The sequence below is a fragment of the Cytophagales bacterium genome (assembly GCA_033344775.1).
Classification (GTDB): Bacteria; Bacteroidota; Bacteroidia; order Cytophagales; family Cyclobacteriaceae; genus JAWPMT01.
Genome location: JAWPMT010000004.1, coordinates 535773 through 557248, shown reverse-complemented (window position 1 = coordinate 557248; position 21476 = coordinate 535773). Strand labels below are relative to the sequence as shown.

General features: G+C 44.2%; 17 protein-coding genes. 8 read left to right on the top strand and 9 right to left on the bottom strand.

What is annotated here, in order from left to right; translation table 11 throughout:
* Window positions 1–113: 113 nt before the first annotated feature.
* The 4 genes from R8G66_11095 to R8G66_11080 all read left to right on the top strand — a co-directional run bounded on the left by R8G66_11095 (window position 114) and on the right by R8G66_11080 (window position 7957).
* Window positions 114–1481: a serine hydrolase gene (locus R8G66_11095; protein MDW3192906.1), complete on the top strand. Its 1368-nt coding sequence runs from the start codon at window positions 114–116 to the stop codon at window positions 1479–1481.
* A gap of 12 nt (window positions 1482–1493) precedes the next feature.
* Entirely contained in the window at window positions 1494–2738 is a 1245-nt protein-coding gene (locus R8G66_11090; GenBank protein MDW3192905.1) for an RICIN domain-containing protein, read from the top strand.
* A gap of 241 nt (window positions 2739–2979) precedes the next feature.
* Window positions 2980–4635, top strand: a complete 1656-nt coding sequence (locus tag R8G66_11085) for a calcineurin-like phosphoesterase family protein (protein ID MDW3192904.1) — start codon at window positions 2980–2982, stop codon at window positions 4633–4635.
* Between the two features lie 271 nt (window positions 4636–4906).
* Window positions 4907–7957 (top strand): DUF4062 domain-containing protein, encoded by a 3051-nt coding sequence (locus R8G66_11080; GenBank protein ID MDW3192903.1) that lies wholly within the window; start codon window positions 4907–4909, stop codon window positions 7955–7957.
* Between the two features lie 9 nt (window positions 7958–7966).
* Here the strand turns inward: R8G66_11080 and R8G66_11075 are convergent, their stop codons facing one another.
* From R8G66_11075 to R8G66_11060, 4 genes are all read right to left on the bottom strand, one after another.
* Window positions 7967–8932, bottom strand: a complete 966-nt coding sequence (locus R8G66_11075; GenBank protein ID MDW3192902.1) for a hypothetical protein — start codon at window positions 8930–8932, stop codon at window positions 7967–7969.
* On the bottom strand, window positions 8929–10491 hold the full coding sequence (locus tag R8G66_11070; protein MDW3192901.1) for an AarF/UbiB family protein: 1563 nt from the start codon (window positions 10489–10491) through the stop codon (window positions 8929–8931). The genes R8G66_11075 and R8G66_11070 overlap by 4 nt, the downstream gene beginning before the upstream one ends.
* The gene (locus tag R8G66_11065) at window positions 10488–11948 is read right to left on the bottom strand and encodes an AarF/UbiB family protein (protein MDW3192900.1); all 1461 of its coding nucleotides are present in this window, start codon (window positions 11946–11948) and stop codon (window positions 10488–10490) included. Before R8G66_11065 ends, R8G66_11070 begins: the two co-directional genes overlap by 4 nt.
* A 170-nt stretch (window positions 11949–12118) precedes the next feature.
* Window positions 12119–12472, bottom strand: a complete 354-nt coding sequence (locus tag R8G66_11060) for a hypothetical protein (protein MDW3192899.1) — start codon at window positions 12470–12472, stop codon at window positions 12119–12121.
* 278 nt (window positions 12473–12750) lie between these two features.
* On the opposite strand from R8G66_11060, the gene R8G66_11055 reads away from it, so the two are divergent.
* Window positions 12751–14163, top strand: a complete 1413-nt coding sequence (locus R8G66_11055; GenBank protein ID MDW3192898.1) for a sugar porter family MFS transporter — start codon at window positions 12751–12753, stop codon at window positions 14161–14163.
* A 181-nt stretch (window positions 14164–14344) separates the two neighbouring features.
* Here the strand turns inward: R8G66_11055 and R8G66_11050 are convergent, their stop codons facing one another.
* The gene (locus R8G66_11050) at window positions 14345–14749 is read right to left on the bottom strand and encodes a hypothetical protein (GenBank protein ID MDW3192897.1); all 405 of its coding nucleotides are present in this window, start codon (window positions 14747–14749) and stop codon (window positions 14345–14347) included.
* Window positions 14750–15194: 445 nt separating this feature from the next.
* On the opposite strand from R8G66_11050, the gene R8G66_11045 reads away from it, so the two are divergent.
* The gene (locus tag R8G66_11045; protein MDW3192896.1) at window positions 15195–16343 is read left to right on the top strand and encodes an aldose epimerase family protein; all 1149 of its coding nucleotides are present in this window, start codon (window positions 15195–15197) and stop codon (window positions 16341–16343) included.
* A gap of 159 nt (window positions 16344–16502) precedes the next feature.
* Here the strand turns inward: R8G66_11045 and R8G66_11040 are convergent, their stop codons facing one another.
* From R8G66_11040 to R8G66_11025, 4 genes are all read right to left on the bottom strand, one after another.
* Entirely contained in the window at window positions 16503–17351 is an 849-nt protein-coding gene (locus R8G66_11040) for a fatty acid desaturase (protein MDW3192895.1), read from the bottom strand.
* Window positions 17344–18339, bottom strand: coding sequence for a class I SAM-dependent methyltransferase (locus tag R8G66_11035; protein MDW3192894.1), 996 nt, complete (start codon window positions 18337–18339; stop codon window positions 17344–17346). The genes R8G66_11040 and R8G66_11035 overlap by 8 nt, the downstream gene beginning before the upstream one ends.
* Window positions 18340–18364: 25 nt before the next feature.
* Window positions 18365–19255 carry an acyl-CoA desaturase gene (locus tag R8G66_11030; GenBank protein ID MDW3192893.1) on the bottom strand — a complete coding sequence of 297 codons (891 nt, stop codon included), beginning with the start codon at window positions 19253–19255 and terminating at the stop codon, window positions 18365–18367.
* Window positions 19256–19553: 298 nt separating this feature from the next.
* On the bottom strand, window positions 19554–20492 hold the full coding sequence (locus tag R8G66_11025) for a Gfo/Idh/MocA family oxidoreductase (protein MDW3192892.1): 939 nt from the start codon (window positions 20490–20492) through the stop codon (window positions 19554–19556).
* A gap of 170 nt (window positions 20493–20662) precedes the next feature.
* Between R8G66_11025 and R8G66_11020 the strand changes: the two genes are divergently transcribed.
* Window positions 20663–20794 (top strand): hypothetical protein, encoded by a 132-nt coding sequence (locus tag R8G66_11020; GenBank protein ID MDW3192891.1) that lies wholly within the window; start codon window positions 20663–20665, stop codon window positions 20792–20794.
* 42 nt (window positions 20795–20836) lie between these two features.
* The gene (locus tag R8G66_11015; protein ID MDW3192890.1) at window positions 20837–21367 is read left to right on the top strand and encodes a hypothetical protein; all 531 of its coding nucleotides are present in this window, start codon (window positions 20837–20839) and stop codon (window positions 21365–21367) included.
* Window positions 21368–21476 lie beyond the last annotated feature (109 nt).

Below are 21476 nucleotides of genomic sequence, written 5' to 3'. Positions count from 1 at the left end.
GGCCTTTGCGTTGTTGAATACAGGTTTCATTCAAGGTAAGTTGTGTTTCAATACTTGCTAGCCGCAACAAGAAACGTTATTTTTAGAGGGTATTAATACTGCTTATCCCACCTATGAAACGTTACCTGATCCTGATCCTTGTCGCCTCGAGCGCCTGGCCTGGACAATGCCAGAAGCAAGAAATAGCTAAAACATTACCCGCAGATGTTATTGAAGCCATTGAAAAACGCATTACCGCGGACTATTCGCCCAGTATGGCCATAGCATTGATAGATTCGTCAGGTACTTACTATTTTAACTTTGGAAAAGCCACCAAGGATGGAAAGCTGGTAGATGAAAACACGATCTATGAAATTGGTTCGATCTCCAAGGTATTTACCGGGATTCTTTTGGCGCAGCAGGTATTAGATGGTGATTTGGACATTGATACGAAAGTCAATGAACTATTGCCCAGAAGTGTGCAAGTCCCGGTAAAGGGAGAACAGGAGATTACTCTGGGCCACCTCACCGATCATACGTCTGGCCTTCCCAGAATGCCAAATAATTTCACCCCGACTAATCCAGCAAACCCATATGCAGATTACTCGGTTGAACAGATGTACGCTTTTATCAGTAGTTATACGCCTACAAGAGCAGTGGGAGAATCTTATGAATATTCGAATTTAGGACAGGGACTATTAGGATATGTACTGTCAGTTAATAAGAAACAATCCTTTGAGCAGTTAATGGTCCAGACCATTGCCGATCCCCTGTCAATGCCGAATACGCGGATTGCCTTTACCGAAGAAATGAAAGCTAATTTGGCACTAGGACATAGTGGAGGCGAGATTGTAGAGAATTGGGATATTCCCACCCTGGCAGGTGCAGGTGCCATCAGGAGCTCTACGAAAGACATGATCAGGTTCATCGCAGCGAATTTGGGCTACATCAAAACACCTTTGAGGGCGGCCATGGATTTATCACATCAGCGGAGGCATGATAAAGCAGGCGAAATGTCTGTGGGCATGGCCTGGCACATCAAAAAAGGTGCTGATGGAGATGTCATCTGGCACAATGGAGGAACCGGAGGCTATCGGACATTCGCAGGTTTTGTGAAAGAAACAGGAAAGGGAGTAGTCGTGCTTACTAACTCCTCTCAAGGTTCTGATGATATTGGATTCAATTTACTGGATTCAAATTCTAAGCTGGCCAACCCAAAATTAAAATCTGATGCGGTCAAATTATCTGAAGCGACACTTTCCAGGTATGAAGGCGTTTATGCATTGAGTCCACTGTTTATGATCACGGTGACGAGAGAAGGAGATCAGCTATTTGGTCAGGCAACTGGACAAAACAAGTTTCGGATGTATCCTGAAAGTGATACCCTGTTTTATTTGAGGGTGGTAGAAGCCGAAATTTCCTTTCAACTCGAAGAGGATCAAGTCAAAAGTTTGACGCTCTTCCAGGCTGGACGTGCCATGCCTGGAAGGAAGGTCGAATAAGAATGAGCGCTTATGTTAACGAAAGCGAAAACAATCACTTTATTTGTCCTTGTAATGCTGTTGATCAGCAGTCAAAGCAACGGTCAAAACCCTTATGTGTACGAAAGAGGGACCTGTTGGCTGACGGATGCTTATGACCTCATCACGTCCGATGATCCCTCTACATTTGAAAATCTGGCTTATGTCAACGAAGCAAATGCACAAATGTGGGATCGGGAAGCCAACAACGATCAGGGAGCATGGGTTACACCCCTTTCATGGATCTATCAGTTGACATATGAGGATGGCATCACTTCCAAAATCAGGGTCCGACAATTAGGTTTTACGAAAACGGAGGCAGATTCTCTGGCAGCACGATATGGTTATCAAATGGGGCAATTGCCAGCTTGCTTGCGGCGAGGAACGGAACTAATCAACATCATGCGGGGGGATGCGCTTTATGGAGGCAACATCTGGAATCATTCCATCGATATTACTATCGGAAAAACGTCAGAGCTTTATCATAGAACAGGCAACATGGAAGAAATCCTGTTCCATGAAGCGACACACGCCTCTTTGGATTATTTGTACAGGGAGAATTGGAACGATTACAGTAATGAAGATCCCAGATACATTTCGAAATATGCTTCGGATAATCCTGATCGAGAAGATATTTCGGAGAGCTTTTTATTGACAGCCGGCCTTACCTTCAGGGCGGAAAGAATTCCATCTTTGGCCGATCGGATCCTTAGTAATCTGGCGAATCGAATGAAATACCTGGAAATCCTTTCGCTGGACATGTATCCGTTTACTGATAACATGGAAGAAGAAGATTCTGAAAAGGTTTCAGCACCTGTTGAAGCACTTGATTACTATCGATTGACTTGCTCGTGGCTTGGGGCTGAAAAATCACTAACAGTGATCAATAATCAAGTACAGATGACCACTTCCAGTAATTCCGCTTCGCAGCAATGGAAACTTGAACCTTTAAGTGAGGGCTATTATCGATTGACCAATAAGTTGAAGGGTGTGGGTTACTCCTTAGATGTCATTAACGATCACATGGCAAATAAGCTTCAGCTTGCATCTTCTGGAGATTATACCGGACAATTCTGGAAGTTGGAAGCATTGGAGGATGGTTACTATCGTTTGACCACCATGTTTCAGGGCGAAGGAAAGTCCCTGGATGTGATCAATGATGGCCAGAACGATAAGTTACATCTGGCGCCATCAGGCAATTATTCCGGCCAGCTATGGAAGCTGATAAGGATCAAATAAGCCTGAAAACTTCCTGATCTTTTTTGGATTATTATAGAATAGTGCCATCGAAAAATTGCGATTGATCCCCTCTTGGGAGGGGCGTAGGGTGGGTTATACCTCCCTATTTTCCTATTATGAATTTAATTTATTATGCTTTTTTCAGGTTATTCACTTTACGTTAATAACAAAATCATAACCCCCGACATTCCTAACATTCAGAGATTTTGATTAGATCGCATATGGATTTAATCACTGACTCATGCGAATCTTCCTCTACGCGATCATCATAATAAGTTTCCTTTCGGGTTATAGCCAGTCTGATCTTCCTCACCGTATCAAAGCCGGAAAAGGAGAAAAACAGGCCAAAGGTTTTGTGTATCACGATACCAATAGCAACCGCACAATGGACGATGGAGAAAAAGGGATTGCAGGCGTACTGGTCTCTAATGGAATGGCGATTGTGCAGACGAATGCCGAAGGAGCTTATGAGTTACCGGTTGCTGATGATGCTGTCCTTTTCGTGATCAAACCGAAAGACTGGATGACACCCGTCAATGAACACAATTTGCCTCAGTTTTATTACCTGCACGATCCGCAAGGATATCCTGATAACTTCACCTACAAAGGGACTGATCCTACTGGAAAACTCCCTAAGACAATCAATTTTCCACTTTATCCCGAAAGTGATGCCGATGAGTTCAAAATGGTTGTTTTTGGTGACCCACAGCCTTATAACACTGATGAAGTAGACTTTTTCGCAGAGGATGTGGTGACAGAGCTCATTGACCGGACGGATCTTGAATTTGGAGTGACGATGGGGGATATTGTTGGGAATGACCTTGAATTGTTTTCTCCGATCAACGAGGCGGTGGCTAAGGTAGGAATTCCCTGGCACAATGTGTTGGGTAATCATGACATCAATTTTCAGGCGCCCAATGATCGTTTGTCGGATGAAACGTATGAACGTGTTTATGGCCCGGCCACCTATGCGTTTGTGTATGGCGATGTGCATTTTCTGGTGGTGGATAATGTGATCAAGGAAGAATCCATCGGTTCAGGGAATTATATAGGAGGCCTAAGGCCCGATCAATTCGAATTTGTCACGAATTACCTGGCCATCCTTCCCAAGGAAAATCTAGTGGTGCTCATGATGCACATTCCTTTGGCACAACATGATGAAACCTTTCGCAAAAGCGATCAGAAAAAGCTATTTGATCTCTTGAAGGCATTTCCAAACACCTTATCCATTTCTGCCCATACCCATAAGCACGACAATCGCTTTTATCATGCTGGTTCTTCCGATTGGCAGCGCGAAGAACCTCATCATCACTTCAATGTGGGAACGACTTCCGGCAGCTGGTGGAATGGCATGCGCAACGAAAAAGATGTACCCCATACGATGATGCGAGATGGGACGCCCAATGGCTACTCTTTCATCACTTTCAAAGGCAAGGAATACGTCATTGACTGGAAGGTTGCAGGTAGTCCGGAAGATCATCGCATGAACATTCATGTGCCCAGAGGGATCGTCGCAAATTCTACTGAACTGACCAACCTGACAGTGAACTTTTTCAATGGGAGTGAACAGTCCAAATTGTTTTATCGGGTGAAAGGCCTGACCGATTGGCAACCCATGAAAAAAGTGGAGAAAGACGATCCTTATTTCGCATTGTTGGGAAAACGATGGCAGAAGTTCGACAAGATCAATTTCAAAGCCCAGTGGAATGCAGATAACACTGTAGACCTGCCCAAATTAGGGGTATGGGATCTGCCAGAACCAGAACCAAGCACCCACCTCTGGGAAGCTAATATCGGTACCAACTGGCCCGCCGGCAGGCACGTCATCGAAGTAAAAGCCGAAGATCGCTATGGCCGAACGTTCACGGCCTATCACATGATGCGGGTAGTGGAGTAAGAATACTTTTTTTCCGTCATTCGGGTTTTTGAAGTGAAACGGAGAAATACCGCCAGGCGGCCCTGAGGAATCTCAAGAATACAAGTACTAAATAATTTTGAGATCCCCGCATACGCGAGGATGACGTAATAACATTTTTGGGAAAGTTGAAAGCTTCCCCCGTCCACATTTAAGTCCTCTCAAACGATCAATAATAGGGTCCACAGTCTCAAGCCTACCAATAACATTCCCACAAAATGATTTGATCATTATTGCGGCATGTGTTATATTGATGGTGCAACGAAACACCAATGCAATGAGCAAGAAGCCAGTAGTGATGATCAGCAGTACGGCCAGGGACCTAACTGAATACCGATCCATGGTCATGGATGCCTGTCTACGTGTGGATACTACACCGAAGATGATGGAGCATCTACCTCCATCAGACGCTGATGCGATTGAGGCTTCTCTGGAGATGGTGGATGAATCAGATATCTATATTGGAATATTTGCACATCGATACGGTTATATACCTAAGGGCCATGACATCTCCATTACTGAAATGGAATACAATCAGGCGGTAGATAGTGGGATTCCTATTTTGATCTTTATCATTGATGATGACGTGCCGGTAAGGCCCAAGGACTTTGAAAGAGGAGAGGCTGCCGAAAAGCTCGATACGCTCAAAGGCCTGCTCAAGCAAGAGAGAGTCGTGGCTAAGTTTAAAAGTCCGGAGGATCTGAGAGGATTGGTGATACATGGTTTAAGTAAAGCCAAAAAGCAGCTACAGGAGAAGGAAGAGGAGCCAGAAGATAGAGGTAAAGTATTAGCAAAAAGCCTGCACCACACTTCGGCAATTCCTGAAAAACCACAGCCATTTATAGCTCATCCGTATACGCTTCTTCAAGTAAAGGGACTCATAGGTAGGCAAAAGGAATTGGGATTACTCACCGATTGGATTACCCAGCCAAATTATGAAGAGATCTCAATTTACAATGTGGTAGCGATTGGAGGTATGGGTAAATCAGCCCTCACCTGGCATTGGTTCAATGAAGTGGCACCACAAGAAAAAACATGGGAAGGGAGAATCTGGTGGAGTTTCTATGAAACCGATGCCACGTTTGATCATTTCATTACCAAGACCTTGGCTTACGTTTCTGGTAAATCTTTAGAAGAGATCAAAAAACTATCCCCATCAGAACAACAAGATACCTTGTTTCAAATTCTAAATAATCATCCTTATTTGATTGTGTTAGATGGACTGGAAAGGATTTTGGTGGCTTATGCAAGTCAAAATGCCGCATTTATAAATGATGATAATGACTTAGATGAAGAAACAGCGAATAGAGTTGCAGGTGCCATTGGTTTGCCAGAAAGCGGTGCAAAATCATTTGTGGGCAAACATCGCCTAAGAAAAACGACAGATACCCGAATCGGTCATTTTCTTAGAAAATTGAGCCAGGTTCAAAAAAGTAAATTTTTAGTCAGTACCCGACTTTATCCGGCCGATTTACAGGCTGTAGACGGTAATCCTATTTCAAGGTGTTTTGCCCTTTTTCTACCTGGACTTAGTGATCAGGATGCGTTAGACCTATGGCGGGCTTATAGAGCAAAAGGATCCAGGGAAGCAATGTTACCTGTATTCCAAAGTTTTGACAAACACCCGCTGTTGTTGAAGCTGTTGGCTTCTGAAATCGCGGAATTCAGAGATGCTCCGGGTGATTTTGATGCCTGGCGAAAGGCCAATCCTGATTTTAATGTATTTGGTTTACCACTTGTACAAGTACAGTCTCATGTGTTGACCTATGCTTTGAAAGGACTTTCTGAAGCCGAGTTGCGTACCCTTCAGGTAATTGCTGGCTTCAGAATGCCAGCTAGTATGATGACTTTGAAAGCACTTCTATTCGAAAGCGGGGATAATGAGAGCGGACGGAACCCTGTTTTTACTTCAGAAACTGCCTTAGATCGGGCTCTTACCATTCTTGAAGATAAGGGGTTGCTGGGCTGGGATCGTCATTCTAATCGCTATGATTTACATCCCATTGTTCGAGGTGTAGTCTGGAATAATTTAGATTCCGATAAACGACTTGAGATTCATGGTTCCTTTAAGAGTCATTTTGAGGCAATGCCTGTCATCGAAGATTATGCTCAGGTTGATAGTATTGAAGATTTGAGGCCTGCCATTGAATTGTATAATTCCTTGATTGAAATGCAGTTGTATGATGAGGCATGTGATGTTTTTAGAAGTAGTTTATATAATGTGTTTTTTCGCAGATTTAGTGCGAATCATTTAATTGTAGAATTTTTGGAGAGATTATTTGCGAGAGAAAATGATCAATTTCCAGCTCTAGGTTCGAAAGAAGAGCAATCATGGGTTGTTTATTCCTTAGCAATGGCGTATAACCTTAGTGGTTTTCCTGAAAAAGCAATTTCACTTTTTGAACGTGTCCAAGAATTTCTTTCAAGTTTTAATAACCACAGGGATCTAGGAATATCATTAGCTATGTTTTCGAAATCATTAAGGTTCTCAGGTCAAATATTTAGAGCAGAATATACGGCGAAGAAAGGCTTAATTCTAGCCAGGGAGCTTAATGAATATTTTCCTGTATTAACAAATTTAGGTTACCTGGGACAGGTAATAGCATTTAGAGGTAGGCACGATGATGCTAAAAAAATATTGGATTTGAGGTTGAATCTTGCTGTTAAAAGAAAGTCGAAACAAAACGAATGTGTAAGTAAAGCACATCTCTCTCTAATTTCAATATTAGATGGTGACAGTCGTTTTGCTCAAGAAAAGGCTGATGAGGCGTGGGAAATAGCGTCAGTAAGAAAGAATGAGCGCGACATAGTTAGCACTGCTTATTACCAAGGCTTGGCTTCCTTAAGAAATAATGATTTTGATACAGCCAATAAACGTCTGCTCTTTGCCTTGAAACGAGTTCGAGCTATTCAATTAGTAGATTTAGAGCTCCAAATTCTGATCGCTTTGGCTGAGTTTGATCTAATCCAAAATGATCGAGAAAAAGCCAGAGATCACTTAGATGAAGTTTGGGATTATGCTGAACAAGGTCCTTTTCCACTTTTATACGCGGATGCCCTCAATGTGTTGGCGCAAATTGAAATAGCCGAAGGTAATCAAGAAAAAGCTATAGATGCTGCGACGCTAGCCTATCAAAAAGCCTGGTGTGATGGGCCGCCCTATACTTATCACTATGGGTTAGAAAATGCGAAAAAACTGTTGAAACAGTTGGGTGCTCCTGAACCTGACATGCCACCTTTCGATCCTTCCAAATTTGAACCCATGCCGGAGGTAGAGATAGATCCCGAGGGGTTGTTGGATTAGTAGCAGAAATTATGCGGCAGTCTGTCCCGGCATCAATTTCAAATTCCTGAATTGCTTGACCATCACATCAATGCTGATGTCCAGGGCAAAATCAACAAGACTGTAAAAAAGTCCGCTGGATTGAATGAATCCCAGGTCTTTGAGGACGGCCATGAACAGGTTTTTGGCATAACTCTTTTTCTCAGGTCCTGAAGCGTTTTTTAATCCTTCTGCGAGATTGATGATGTCAGTGAGGATGTTCAGAAAGGCCTTCAGTTCTTCCTGATGGTGTCCGATCCAGATCAGGGCATCTACGCCTGTTTTTACATGATTTTTCTTTTCACCCTGGTTCCAGACTGCTACCAGACGATCTACTTTTTCCGTGAGCGCCGGTGATAGTTTCGGAGTTCGTGTTGGGTTGAGTTTTGCGATCAGGAATAAAAGAGGAGTAAAAAGTTTTGCGATAAAGCCCGCCACCTTGAACCACCATATTTCTGGATAGACCCATCGGCTTTTAGGAGCCTGGCCAACGCCATCCCAGGCTCCACTGTTTTTATTGTACAGCTGAACCACTATGGAGATCATCCAGTCAACCGCTTTATTGATGATGAAAGGCTCCAAATAATCAGGAACATTGGGCAGGTCAATGTCTTTCTTTTCGAAGAGGTATTTCACCGTGGCTTTCACTCTTCGTGCTTTCAGTTTTCCGAGGTTGCGCTGTTTTCCGAAAGTCTTTTCGTTTTCTTGTACCAATTCTCCAACCAACTCAATGAAAGCCGTTAGAAAATCAATGATCTGTTGTCTGTTATCACCTGTTCTGGATAATAGGAATTTGATGTCCGCCTCTATTTCGGGCGTAAGCAGCCGGTTGAGATTGGCACGAAAAGTCAGGATGGTAGCGGCAAAGGCTTCTTGCTGTTTTTTGTCCTGGGACCTGGATGTTGAACCCCTGAACAATAAGCAATTGTCGATCAATTGTTGGGTAATAGGGGTCATTTTAATTTAAAAATTTGAATGAAAAGCCAAACCCATAAGAGTCCCAGGGTTGCCCCAAGCCCAATGGTCGATCCGGCTCCAAATAAGTTTTGGATGGTTGATGAGCCCAACAGAATGGCTACGCCTACAGAAACCAATCCAACGGTGATCATTTTTACCCGCTTATTGCTGGCCTGTCGGTCTTTATTTGATTCGATCGTATTGACTGTGATGGCGAATTTGTTCTCCGCCAATTCGGTAAGGATGCCCAGTAACATCCCTGGGGTCTCTTTGAAAAGGTTAAAGACGTTCAATAAGACCGGTTGTATGCTTTCCGGCCGAAGGGAGCGCATGATTTCATCAATCTGAAAGCCTTTGAAAAACTCACGACCTACATCACCGAGATTTACTTCAGGGTCCAACTGATGAGCTACGGATTCGGCGGTCAGCAATGCCCGGTACATAGACAATACCCTTGCTGGAACAGAAAACTTGTGCGTTCGAGCAGATCGCATTACATCGATCATCCAGGTGGCATAAATGGATTTTGTCTGTTCACCCGCCTGACTTTCACGCATGAACCGATCGGTATGCTGATAAAATGCTTCTTTGAAGCCGTCTTCATCGGATTCCGGGGTTCGGTTAAGGACTTCCATGATCCCATAATAGATGTCCCTGGATTTGCCTTCATATAAGGCCTGCAGGTATTTAAGTTGCTTGCTTTTCACGTTTTCATCTATTTGGTCACACAAACCAAAATCAACGTAGCCTATGGCATTGCCAGACATGGCAAATAAGTTCCCAGGGTGAAGGTCGGCATGAAAATACTGGTACCTGAATATTTGATTCAGGTTTGTTTGGATCAGGTTAGCCGCGAGCTGCCTCAAATCGTAACCATGCTTGTGCAAGTGTTTCACGCCTTCAGGTCCGGATTGTCGGAATTGTAGAATATCACTGAAGGAAAGCCCCTGGATGTAAGAGATGGTTAAGATCCTTTCTGTCGAAAATTGTGGGTAGGCATTGGGAATGACCTCAGCCTTGGGTTGATTGGCCAGACGCTTAAGTCGCTGTACATTCCGTAGTTCCTGCTTGAAATCAATCTCGCTTTGAAGCCATCGAATGATCTCTTCAGCTACTTCTTTAGGTGAGGTGATGAACTCCGCACCAAAAGTCTCCAACAAACGGGCTACTTTACGGAGCCTTGCAAAGTCATTGCGAAGCTGCTTCTGAATACCAGGGCGAAGTACTTTGATCGCTACTTCCTGTCCATCGTGAAGACGGGCGAAATGCGTTTGGGCAATCGAACCAGATCCAATGGGCTTATGTCGAAAATAGCCGAATATTTCCTCGATGGAACCACAAAGGTCTTCTTCTACGATCTGGCGTGAGATTGCAGGGCTGAATTCAGGCACCTGATCCAATAGCTGCATCAATTCGTCCCGATAAGGTTTCTCGACCAGATCGGGTTGTAAGGCCAGGTACTGGCCCACTTTGATGAATACCGGGCCCATTTTGGTTAGTTGCTTTCTGAGCGCCACCGGATTGCTGATCACGCGCGATATCAAAGGGATCCAGGTCATGAAGTTGATTGATTGATGCGGAGGAGGGCTACCACCTGCCAAAGTGATAAAGTTGCCGGTACAAATAGTAGAAGTTGTATGACAGATGAAGACAGTCCCATGGTTCTTCCGAAGAAGACCAGAAGGATAGCATTCATAAGGAAGAACGCAATTTTATAATACCTGGCATCCACAGAAGGACCATGATGCCTCACCCTCGCTATGGTTTGGGTGGGAGGATTATTTCGCAATGCCAACAGCTGAGGATGTATTTCGGCCCATTGCTGCTGTAAGTACCTGCCTTCCTCGCTGTAAAAAGAGTCAGCGACTTCTTTGACAAACAAGCTATTTTTCTCTTCGTAGAATTTTTGAAGGACATCCAGCAACTTGAACGAAGGGTCTAGTAAGGAAGGGATGGATTCTAAGAAGATCAAGGCCCTCCAGTACAGCAGGAAGTCCATTTTCATTCTAAGATTATCACGTCGCATTTGTGCGGTGGCACTGAAATAGAATGATCCGGGTGAATGTGATTCCGTGTCGAATTGTATGGATTGGGTCCATTTGGCCAGATTACTTTGCACCATTTTTTTGTAGGAATCGTAATCTGAATCTTCAGTAACGATACATAGCTTGGTTAGGTACAGGGCTGAAATTGCTGTATTACCCAAAGCAAGGTTTCGAATGTAATTGTTGGTGATGATCAGGTCTTCTTTCGACAGATTTCCGAAAATGCCGAAATCGACGAAACCTACTGAGTTGTTTTCCATGACCAGAATATTGCCAGGATGTGGGTCTCCATGGAAAAAGCCATTGTTAAATAGTTGGTTCAATACGGCATTGCAGAGATTGTTGAGAAGCGTGGTAAGGTCCAGGCTGGGGATCAGCCCTTTGGCTGCTGACAGGCCATGCTCTTTGATGATCTGGCTGACTTTTGCGAAGCTGTTCCCCTTCAGGAAAGTCATGGTCAATATCCGACTAGTAGTAAGCTCCCAGTGAATCTTAGGAACCACTTCAAAGGAAAGGGCATTACGTCGCAATCGATCTGCAGTTTGTCCTTCGGAAATGAAATTAAGCTCGCGGCTGGTATAATCCCCAAACTCTTTCACAAAGTCCTGCATGGAAATGGATTTGAGCAATTTAAAGGCATCTACCACACGGGCGATCCGGGTGAGGTTGCGAATGTCCGATGCGAAATCCCGGTTGACCCCACTACGCTGAACTTTCACGGCCACTAATTCACCTCCTTTGGTTGTGGCCTTGTGTACCTGTGCTACAGATGCTGCGGCGATAGGTACTGGATCAAACCACTGGAATAATTCTTCGATTGATTGTCCTAATTCCTGCTTTACACGACGGCTAATGGAGTCATAGCTTTCAGCAGGAACGGACTCATAAAGTTTGTTGAGCTGGGTGATGTAATTAGCGGGCACCATGTCATGACGCATCGCAATGAACTGGCCAAGTTTCAAGTACGTCATTCCCAGGCTTTCGAGCGTGCGACGTACGGAGAACGCCATGCTAGCCTTCGTGCTACTGCGATTAAATGCCGAGTGTGCTAGAAATACAATAAGTTGCCTCACGACGACATAAAGAACGAATCCTGTTCTTTTGAGGTCGGTGAGGAGGTTGGAAATATGCTGCGAGGTAATTACTTGGAAGTTACGTCCTCTTTGATCCGCCCATTGAACTTATCCATGGTCTTCTTTGGGATGTCGAAGATCTGATCTACTACATCGTTAACCGCAGAATCGGTTTTGGTAATGGCATTCAGATAATCAGCCATGGCATTGGTGGTCAACCTAAAGCCTTCAACGCCGGCTTCAACGGAACCACGGAGCAGCCGAGAAGACTCATCGATCATGGTATTTGCACTGTCAGTGAAGGCATCTGCACCTGTACGATCCTTTGATCCTTCACCAGCATTTCCTTTGGACAATTGAGCCTCGAGTTCACGGACTCTTTTCTTAAGTGCAGCGATTTCTTTATTCTGATCTTCGGCCATGGTCTTAGAATTTTTACTAAAGTTACGTGTTTCGGCTGAGAAACCGAACTACTGTAATGTAAATTAATGGCCAATAGAATATTTTTTGCTAAACAACGTAAGATAGTTATTTGAAATAAATAGGTGATCAGCCATAAATTGAAGTAAGTCTATGAAGTTAACCCACACAAATTACAGCTTCATTTCTCATAGTCGAAATCGTTGACTTGCCTGTGTCAGCCTCTAAATGCATGGTGATTAGCAGTTCATCCTTATATTGCTAGATAATCTAAATGCAAATGGAAGAGAATAACGTCAATAAAGGGTTTATCATTTTGATCACGATTGTAGCCGCGCTAGGAGGTTTCTTGTTCGGATTCGATAGTGGTGTGATCAATGGAACAGTCAAAGGATTGGAGACCGCTTTCGACTCACAGGATGTGGGTAGTGGATTCAATGTTGCCTCCATGTTGCTTGGCTGCGCCGTGGGAGCCTTTTTTGCCGGAAGCCTGGCCGATCGCTTTGGGCGAAGAGCCATGTTACGCTTAGCTGCGTTATTTTTTCTGGTTTCTGCATTTGGATCGGGGATCGCGACATCTTCATTCGAATTCATCATTTATCGAATCCTCGGTGGTCTTGCAGTTGGGGCAGCTTCAGTAATGGCTCCTGCCTATATCAGTGAGATTTCGCCGGCGAAGTATAGAGGCGCATTAGCAACTACCCAGCAAATTGCCATCATATTAGGGTTGTTCACTTCGTTTATCAGTAACTATTTTCTGGCAAAGTATTCAGGGTCTGCAGAAAACATCCTGTGGCTCGATTTTGAAACCTGGAGATGGATGTTCTGGATGGAAATGCTCCCTGCGTTGATCTTTCTGGTTGCCTTATTTTTCATACCGGAAACACCTCGTTATTTAACTGCAAAAAACAAAGAGGAGGAAGCGACTACCGTTTTAGAGAAGCTGTACGGAAAGATCGCAGCCTCTCAATTGCTCAAAGATATTCGGGTGTCCTTGTCCAATGATCATTCCCCATCATTCAAAGACCTCATTGATCCCTTAAGTAAAAAAGTGAAGATCATTGTTTGGGTAGGAATTGGATTGGCCACTTTCCAGCAATTAGTAGGAATCAACGTCGTGTTCTACTACGGGGCCGTACTCTGGCAGGCAGTAGGGTTTGAGGAAAGTGATTCCTTATTGATCAATGTAGTTTCAGGAGCCCTCAGTATTGTTGCTGTGATCCTTTCATTGCTTTTGGTAGACCGTATCGGGCGAAAGCCGATATTGCTAATAGGATCCATTGGTATGACGGTTACATTGGCAGCAGTAGCGTGGGCGTTTGCCAGTGGAGTCATCAACTCCGAAGATGTATTGGAACTACCCGGAAATCTAGGGATAGTAGCGCTGGTCTCAGCCAATCTTTATGTAGTCTTTTTCAATTTTTCCTGGGGTCCGGTCATGTGGGTAGTGCTTGGTGAAATGTTCCCCAATCAAATGCGTGGATCCGGCCTTGCTGTCGCAGGCTTAGCACAATGGATTTCTAATTTTGCCATTACATTGACTTTCCCGATCCTGCTGTCATCTTTAGGACTATCCTTTGCTTATTCGATCTATACCTTCTTTGCATTGGTCTCTATTTTCTTCGTCATTCGTTATGTTCAGGAAACCAAAGGCAAGTCTTTGGAAGAAATGGATGCAGTTTATGAAGATTAGTGATCTGATCAATAAATCATTTTAACGCTCAATTCGCTATAGCGAAATCGTCAATCATAAAGCCTGCAATCTTGAAAGATTGTGGGCTTTTTTTTGCTCCATTTTATAAAGGCTTCAGGGGAAAAAGGACTATCCTTTATCGCAATCCGATATCCCCTGAGTTTTTTAATGCAAATACTGCCTACGTTGTGGCTTCTTCCAAATATGGATCGATTTCTTCAACGATCCATTTTCGCGCAACCCATTCCCAGTCAGAGGTCTTAGAGGCGTCCACAAACCTTTTAGAATCGATCACATGCGATGCTTTCGATAATCTTCGGAATTGCATAAACAAGATTGTACTGTTCACCACAGTTGCGGATCGGGTGAGACGCTCTGCCACAAGCCCCTGTGAAGAAGTGATGATGGCTTGACTTTCCGGGCCGAGTGGTTTTAACTCCCGCATATCCACGAGGATCCCGAATTTTTCTGGCAAGGAAGGCAGTATTCGGGCCAGTTCGTCTTTATATCCTTGCGCCTGTTCCGGCGCCAGATGGCCGGAAAATATGACCTTAAAGCCAAAGTCAGTTAATTCAATTTCGTACATAATAATAATCAGTCAACATGGTTTGAATCAAGGTAGAAGGATTCAGTAGACTTCCCTTTTTTGTTCCTCCAAGCCGAGTATATGGCCGTTGAATTGGTTTTTTTCCATTTGAAAGATTGATGTAGGGAGTATACAGCACCGTTAGTTATTCTCCGAACTAGGTAGAATTTGATCTGGACATTTATCTGGTAGTCAAATAAAAACAAACAATCATGTCCCTGGTATCTCAAACACACTACCGCCAAACCCTATAGGTGAACTTCATCTTGGCTTTGCATCACTGAAGATCTATTTCAAAAGCAAAACTCTGATGGAAATAGCTCTTTGATGTATACATATTCCAGATAAAGAGATAATTATTGCTGATGTTAAGTTTGAATTGTTGGAGTTAAAGGCTTTTGAATGCTACGATCACTATAAACTTCTGGTCATCTATCTTTATCCCATGATCAGAACCCTTTTATTACTATTTGCCTGCGCTATACTGATTTCTTGTGGTTCATCAAGTGAACGAAATACTGAAGAGGTAACAGCACACGAGACGACCCGAATTCAGCAACATACATTTGGTAAGATGCCAGATGGAGAGGAAGTACATGAATATACCATAAGCAATTCTAACGGGATGCAGGTATCCATAATCACCTATGGTGGCATCATCCGTACACTATTGGTGCCTGATAAAAATGGGGAGTTGGCAGATGTGGTGTTGGGGTACGATAGCCTTCAGGGCTACCTTGATAGCAATCCATACTTTGGTGCCATAGTTGGCCGATATGGCAACAGGATAGCAAAAGGGCAGTTCTCACTTGACGGAGCTGATTATCAACTGGCTACCAACAATCTCGGTAACCACCTACATGGGGGTGTTATCGGTTTTGACAAAGTACTGTGGGAAGCAACTGTTATGCAGGAAGGAGCAGGTCCAGTGTTAAGGATGACCTATCTCAGCAAAGACATGGAAGAAGGCTATCCGGGTAACCTGGAAGTGACTGTCGATTATCGACTAACGGAAGAGAATGAATTGTCTATCGAATATCAGGCAACAACTGATAAGAAGACCATTGTCAATCTTACCAGTCATAGTTATTTCAATTTGTCAAGTGCGGCTGATATCCTTTCACATCAATTGCAGATCAATGCGGCGAATTACCTGCCTATAGATGAGACCCTGATCCCTTTAGATATTACTCCTGTGGCGGATACTCCCTTTGACTTTAAGATATTGAAGGCCATTGGAACGGACATCAACCAGCAAGATGAGCAATTGACAAACGGAGCCGGATATGATCACTGTTGGGTTTTGGATGCATCGGATGAGCACATGAATCTGGCGGCCAGATTGTACGATGCCCAATCTGGAAGGAAAATGGAGATGTACACGACCGAACCCGGACTGCAATTCTATTCAGGCAACTTTCTGGATGGAACCATTACTGGCAAAGGGAGTAAGGTTTATCATAGACGATCGGGCCTGTGCCTGGAAACACAACACTTTCCTGATTCCCCCAACCGACCTGATTTCCCTTCAACAATATTAAGCCCGGGAGAAGTGTACCGTACGAAAACGGTTCATAAGTTTTCGGTAGAGTAAGTGTGTAAAGATTGACCTTATCCAAAAATGGACCGGGTCAATAGGGTAGAGGCAGCAGTTTTATTGCGCTGCAATTCGAATATGCTATGAGAATTGGCCGGGCCAAATAACAATCCTAAACCCAAAAAAATGGCCAATTCAACATAGCAAGGAGTTTCGTCAACTATGGGTTTTAGTGACTTCATTTTTGGTTGAAGGTTCAATCTGATCCCATATTTCTTTCGTAGCGAAGAAGGGCAGGTCTGGAAACAGGTGATGCGACAAATGATAATTCTGACCTAACATGACCCAAAACAAGAGCGTATCGACTCGGCTTTGCATGATCCGGGTGGCTCCAAAGGGTTTTCTCCGTTGGGTATGCCGGTACGGCACATGTGGTAGATAATCCAAAAACAAGGTCAAAAAAAACAGGGCAATCCGGAATGGAATGATCCAAAAAACCAAAAATGATCCAAGTAAAGGTCCCTGGATGATCCATAGAACAATAATGACAAATAATCCTAGCTGCAGGATTTGATGGACTTTAGCTGATCGGCTTAGCTTGTACCAGTACTTTAAGGTATATAGCATATATCCCAGATCTGTGGTCATCCATTTGATAGGTAGCAATAATTTGAAGCGGGAATTGGCCCAAACATCAGGATCCCTATCTAATTCGTTGGTAAAATAGTGATGTCTCAAGTGGATCATTTTGAATGTTTCAAAGGCAAAGCCGGGGTGAAAAAGGAATACTGTCAAGTGACCTAGCAAGGTATTAGCACGCTTACTTTTGAAAATGGCATCGTGTGTTGCATCGTGCATGACAATATATAGCAGGTAAAAGGCCAGACTATTCAACAGTACGATCGCCCAGGGAAGTGAGCCAATAATCAGCATTAACATGGAAATGCTTAAAAGACTAATGGCTGCAACGAATACTCCTATCGTCTTCCACTGGACTGCTTTAGCCAGATAGTGAACTGCCAAACCACGCACAACTGGACTAAAGACTTTTGAAGATTCACTCATGAACGTTGTTTTTTTTCATGGTCATGAACAAGTTGATTCCTGTGTCATCAGCAAAGACCTCTGTATGCTCATAAGGAGAAAGCTGTTCGAAGCATAGGAAGTCTCTGTATATCAAGGGCCAGTCAAAGATGACATTCATCCATGCTTTCTCAGGATTGGAAGGGTGCATGTTTGTCGTGAAGAACATCCCATCTTTTCGAAGGAATTGCCACAAATACTGAATGAGTTCCTTGCAGATATTATCTTTTAGGTAGTCCATGATACCCGCACTGTAAACCAGGTCAAAGTAATCCTTTTTAAAAAAGGCATTGCCTGATCGATTGTAGCGTAGCAAACTTAATAGGGACGCTTCGGCCGTTTCAACATGCACATCCAATTGATGTTGGTCAGCTACCTGATTCAATTGCCTGGAGGCAAATTCCAGCGCTTCAGGATCATGATCAATCAATAGAATTTCAATAGGGCCTTCTGGTTGAGTAGTTAAGAAACGTTCCAATTCCCAGGCAGGCCCACAAGCAAGTGATAAGATTCGAGTGGTCTGCGATGATTTTTGATGGGATTCCTGAATATAGGACAGCATCCTGTCACTGCGATTTCGAACTGATTGAGGTATTCCGGGAAGCACATTCAGTAAATGCACCACTTTTTCGAAAGGTGAATTTCCTAGCGGAGCAGGCTTCAGGATCATGTTCATCATCTCATAATCACCCGCGTACCCTCGGGGCTTTTTGAACGCGCGTGCTACAAATGGAGCATTGAGCAACAGGGGATGCAACACCGTTCTTACTTGATTGATCTCTTCTTGGTTGAGGGGTTTTTCACTGGCTATCTTCTCGAACTGACGATAGGTTGGCATCCAGATTGGGATCAGTGCCTTAGCAAAAGCAATGTAATCCTTATCAGTACTGAGGCCGGCAGGGTTGCTTAGTTTTTCCTGAAGGAGTTTAAGATAGTCTTCAATTTCCTGAACAGAATCTTGCAGAGACATGGTTGGATGATTCATAGCTTATGTATTAGATCGTCTTTGATTGGATTTGTGTAGCGCTAGGTGATTTCAGGTCCCAGACCCAGCCTAAGGCGGCGAAAAACTCCAGTAACCACCTGCCTGGGTCCAAATGATGTTTTTTCATTTGCAGGTGGTAGGAATAAGGAAATGCATGGTGATTGTTGTGCCATCCCGCTCCCCACATCAAAAGGGAGATCAGACCGATATTCGTACTATTATCCCTGGTGAGAAATGACTTTTTTCCGAAACGGTGGCAAAGAGAATTGATGGCCCAAACGGTGTGTTGAGCAAAGGCAACCTTAACAAAGCCTGCCCATAGAATAAGGTCGACGAATGCTGCAGTGGTTCCGTCGGTGAATGGAAACATAATTATTGCCGGTGCAATGAGTGTCAGGACGAAAATTAGGAGATAATTCCTGTTGATACTTCTGATGTGTTTTTCTTTTTGAAGGTCACGAATAGGAGAGGTGCCTTCATTGATTGAGACCGACAGCAGCCATCCAAAGTGTGCATGAAGGAGTCCCTGTTTTCCCTGTGCTTTGAACGGTGCATGCGGTGAGTGTGGGTCACCATGCTCGTCGGTGTGTCGGTGATGTGTCCGATGATAGGAGACCCAATAAAAGACGGGCCCTTGTCCTCCTGCTGTTCCCAGAATGAGCAAAATGGATTCCAACCACTTTTTTGCTTTAAATGATTTATGAGAGAAAAGTCGATGATAACCGATTTCAAGCCCTGCGGCGGTGAGCGTATAAGCTACTAACGCCGCACCTATTGTGACCAGTGAAACTCCTTGTGTAAAGGCCCTGAAAATCGCGATGATCGTAAAGAAAAGAGGAACAGTGATGGTGAGAAGAGCCATGACCTTCTTCCGTTGTTCCACGTGAAGATTGATTTTCATTTATTGTCTTTCTAGCATCTACGTAAGTCACTTTTCTAATGGATTATGTGTGGATAGATAAATTGAAAATCAGCGTGGGAAAACGCTTATGTTGTTGATGCCTGGGTTCTTTATTCGAATAGGGATTGAAGCTGCGCCTATCCTAATAATTTTCAGAAGGCATGCTCTGTAGCTATTGCATTGCCTGCCCCGGCTCAGGCACAATTGTATTGCCTGCCTCGGCAAGGCGGGTGGCTGCTTCTTATGCCGCATTTGCAATGCCTCCTCCCTCACTGGTCTTAGCGTCTCGCTGAGACACTTAAATAGCCCACTCCCTCATCCTCTCAATCACTTCCTGAAAAGCAAGACTCGTCTCGTGCGTGACGACTTCTGATTCGGTTTTACCGGCAAGCAGATCATTGTTGACTGCTTCGATCTGGTATTCAAATCCATTGCCTTTTCGCTGATCGTCAAAAGTGTCGATCACTCGCTCCCCTTCGTAAAGCACGCAGCCACGGGCACGCCAGATGTCGTGGATGTCGATGTAGCCCTTTTCTCCGATGATATACAGATGATTGTGCAGCTTGCAACGAAATGACGAATGTAGGATAGCGGACACCTCTCCATAGTTGATCTGCGAGAGAACGTCATTATCTACTCCAGTGGGCGCATGATGCATCTGGGTATGAATGGTTTGTATGTCCTTTCCGATGAAAAGATGTGCCATGGCCACGTTGTAGATGCCCATGTCCAACAAGCAGCCACCTGCCAGGTCCGGGCTATAATATCGGCTATTTTCAGCATAGGGCACCGGATAACCAAAGCTGGAACGATCATGAAGCACGGCACCAATTCGTCCTTCTTCTACCCAGGATTTTGCTGTTCGGATCGCAGGCAGGAAATACGTCCACATACCTTCCATGAGGTACAAGCCTTGGGATTGGGCCAAATGGATCAGCTTTTTGGAGGAATCAGGTTCTTCTGTCAAGGGCTTTTCACAAAGGACAGCTTTGCCTGCTTCCATGGCGCTTTTGCTCTGCTCAAAATGAAAGGTATGCGGCGTGGCGATGTAGATCGCATCGATATCCTGGTCCTGATAAAGCTGTTCGTAGTTGTCATAAGCATGAGGAATGCCATATGTACTAGCAAATGTTGAAGCACGTTCAGCAGAACGAGATGCCACTGAATGAACGATGCCATTGGTCACGTGTGCGAAATCCTGCACAAATTCGTGTGTGATGATGCCCGGACCGAGTATGCCTCATTTGATCTTTTCCATAGGATCAAAACTCATTCATATTTCATCAAGAATAGGTATCCAAATGGCCTTGACGTAGTGATGAAAGCCAGTTGAAGTAAACATGTCGTAGGTGATTGAGGTGTATTTGGAAAAAAGCGAGACACATTTGTGAACAAACTATTGAACGCATGGATTACGCTTTGTTGGCAAAGGACTTTAAAGAGCAAGGTTACTTGCATATCCCCGCTTTTTTTGATGACGAATTGATGACCCGCATCAATCGCACCTGTCTGGCGCATTTTGGAATGAACCCGGATTGAGAACATACCGACGAGTTCATCAAAGCATCCAATTGTGAGATTGTGCCCTGGTTTCCCTTGCGGGAAGGAGTGGAGGAGTTCCGAGCAATAGAAGAACATTCGGGACTCAATCAATTGACCCAAGCCATTCTTGGCAATGGCTGGAATAGCCTCTATTGTATGTCCATGTTTTCCAAGCAAGGCACCGCAGGTCAGGTGTGGCATCATGACTCACCACCCGATGATTCCAGCCAGTTCAATCTGAATCGTTTGGTCTACACGCATGAAATCTCCGAAGCAATTTGTGGCCAGGTGGTAGTCGTGCCGGGCTCTCATAAACGAGGGATCATTACGGTGGGTGACCCCAATGAAGTGTTTTGTGACCAGACTGTACTACTGCCGAAAAAAGGTGATTTGGAGCTGTTACATGGACATTATTGGCACAGTGTGTTACCCGTGACAGGCGCTTATCGTTTGTCAACCAATTTTCGCGCCATGCCGAACGGAACACCAGCGGAGATCACTGATACAGCCATCTACCGAAACATGAAATACTACTTTCCGACCAATGAAGTGGTAGAGGAGCGTGTTTAGATCTTTGGCGTCATTCCGGCCATCGCTATGGTATTTAGATTTCTTTACATTCCAAGATCGATGTGCCGGAATCTCAAGATTTATTAGCAGGTATTCCTTTTGTTTGAGA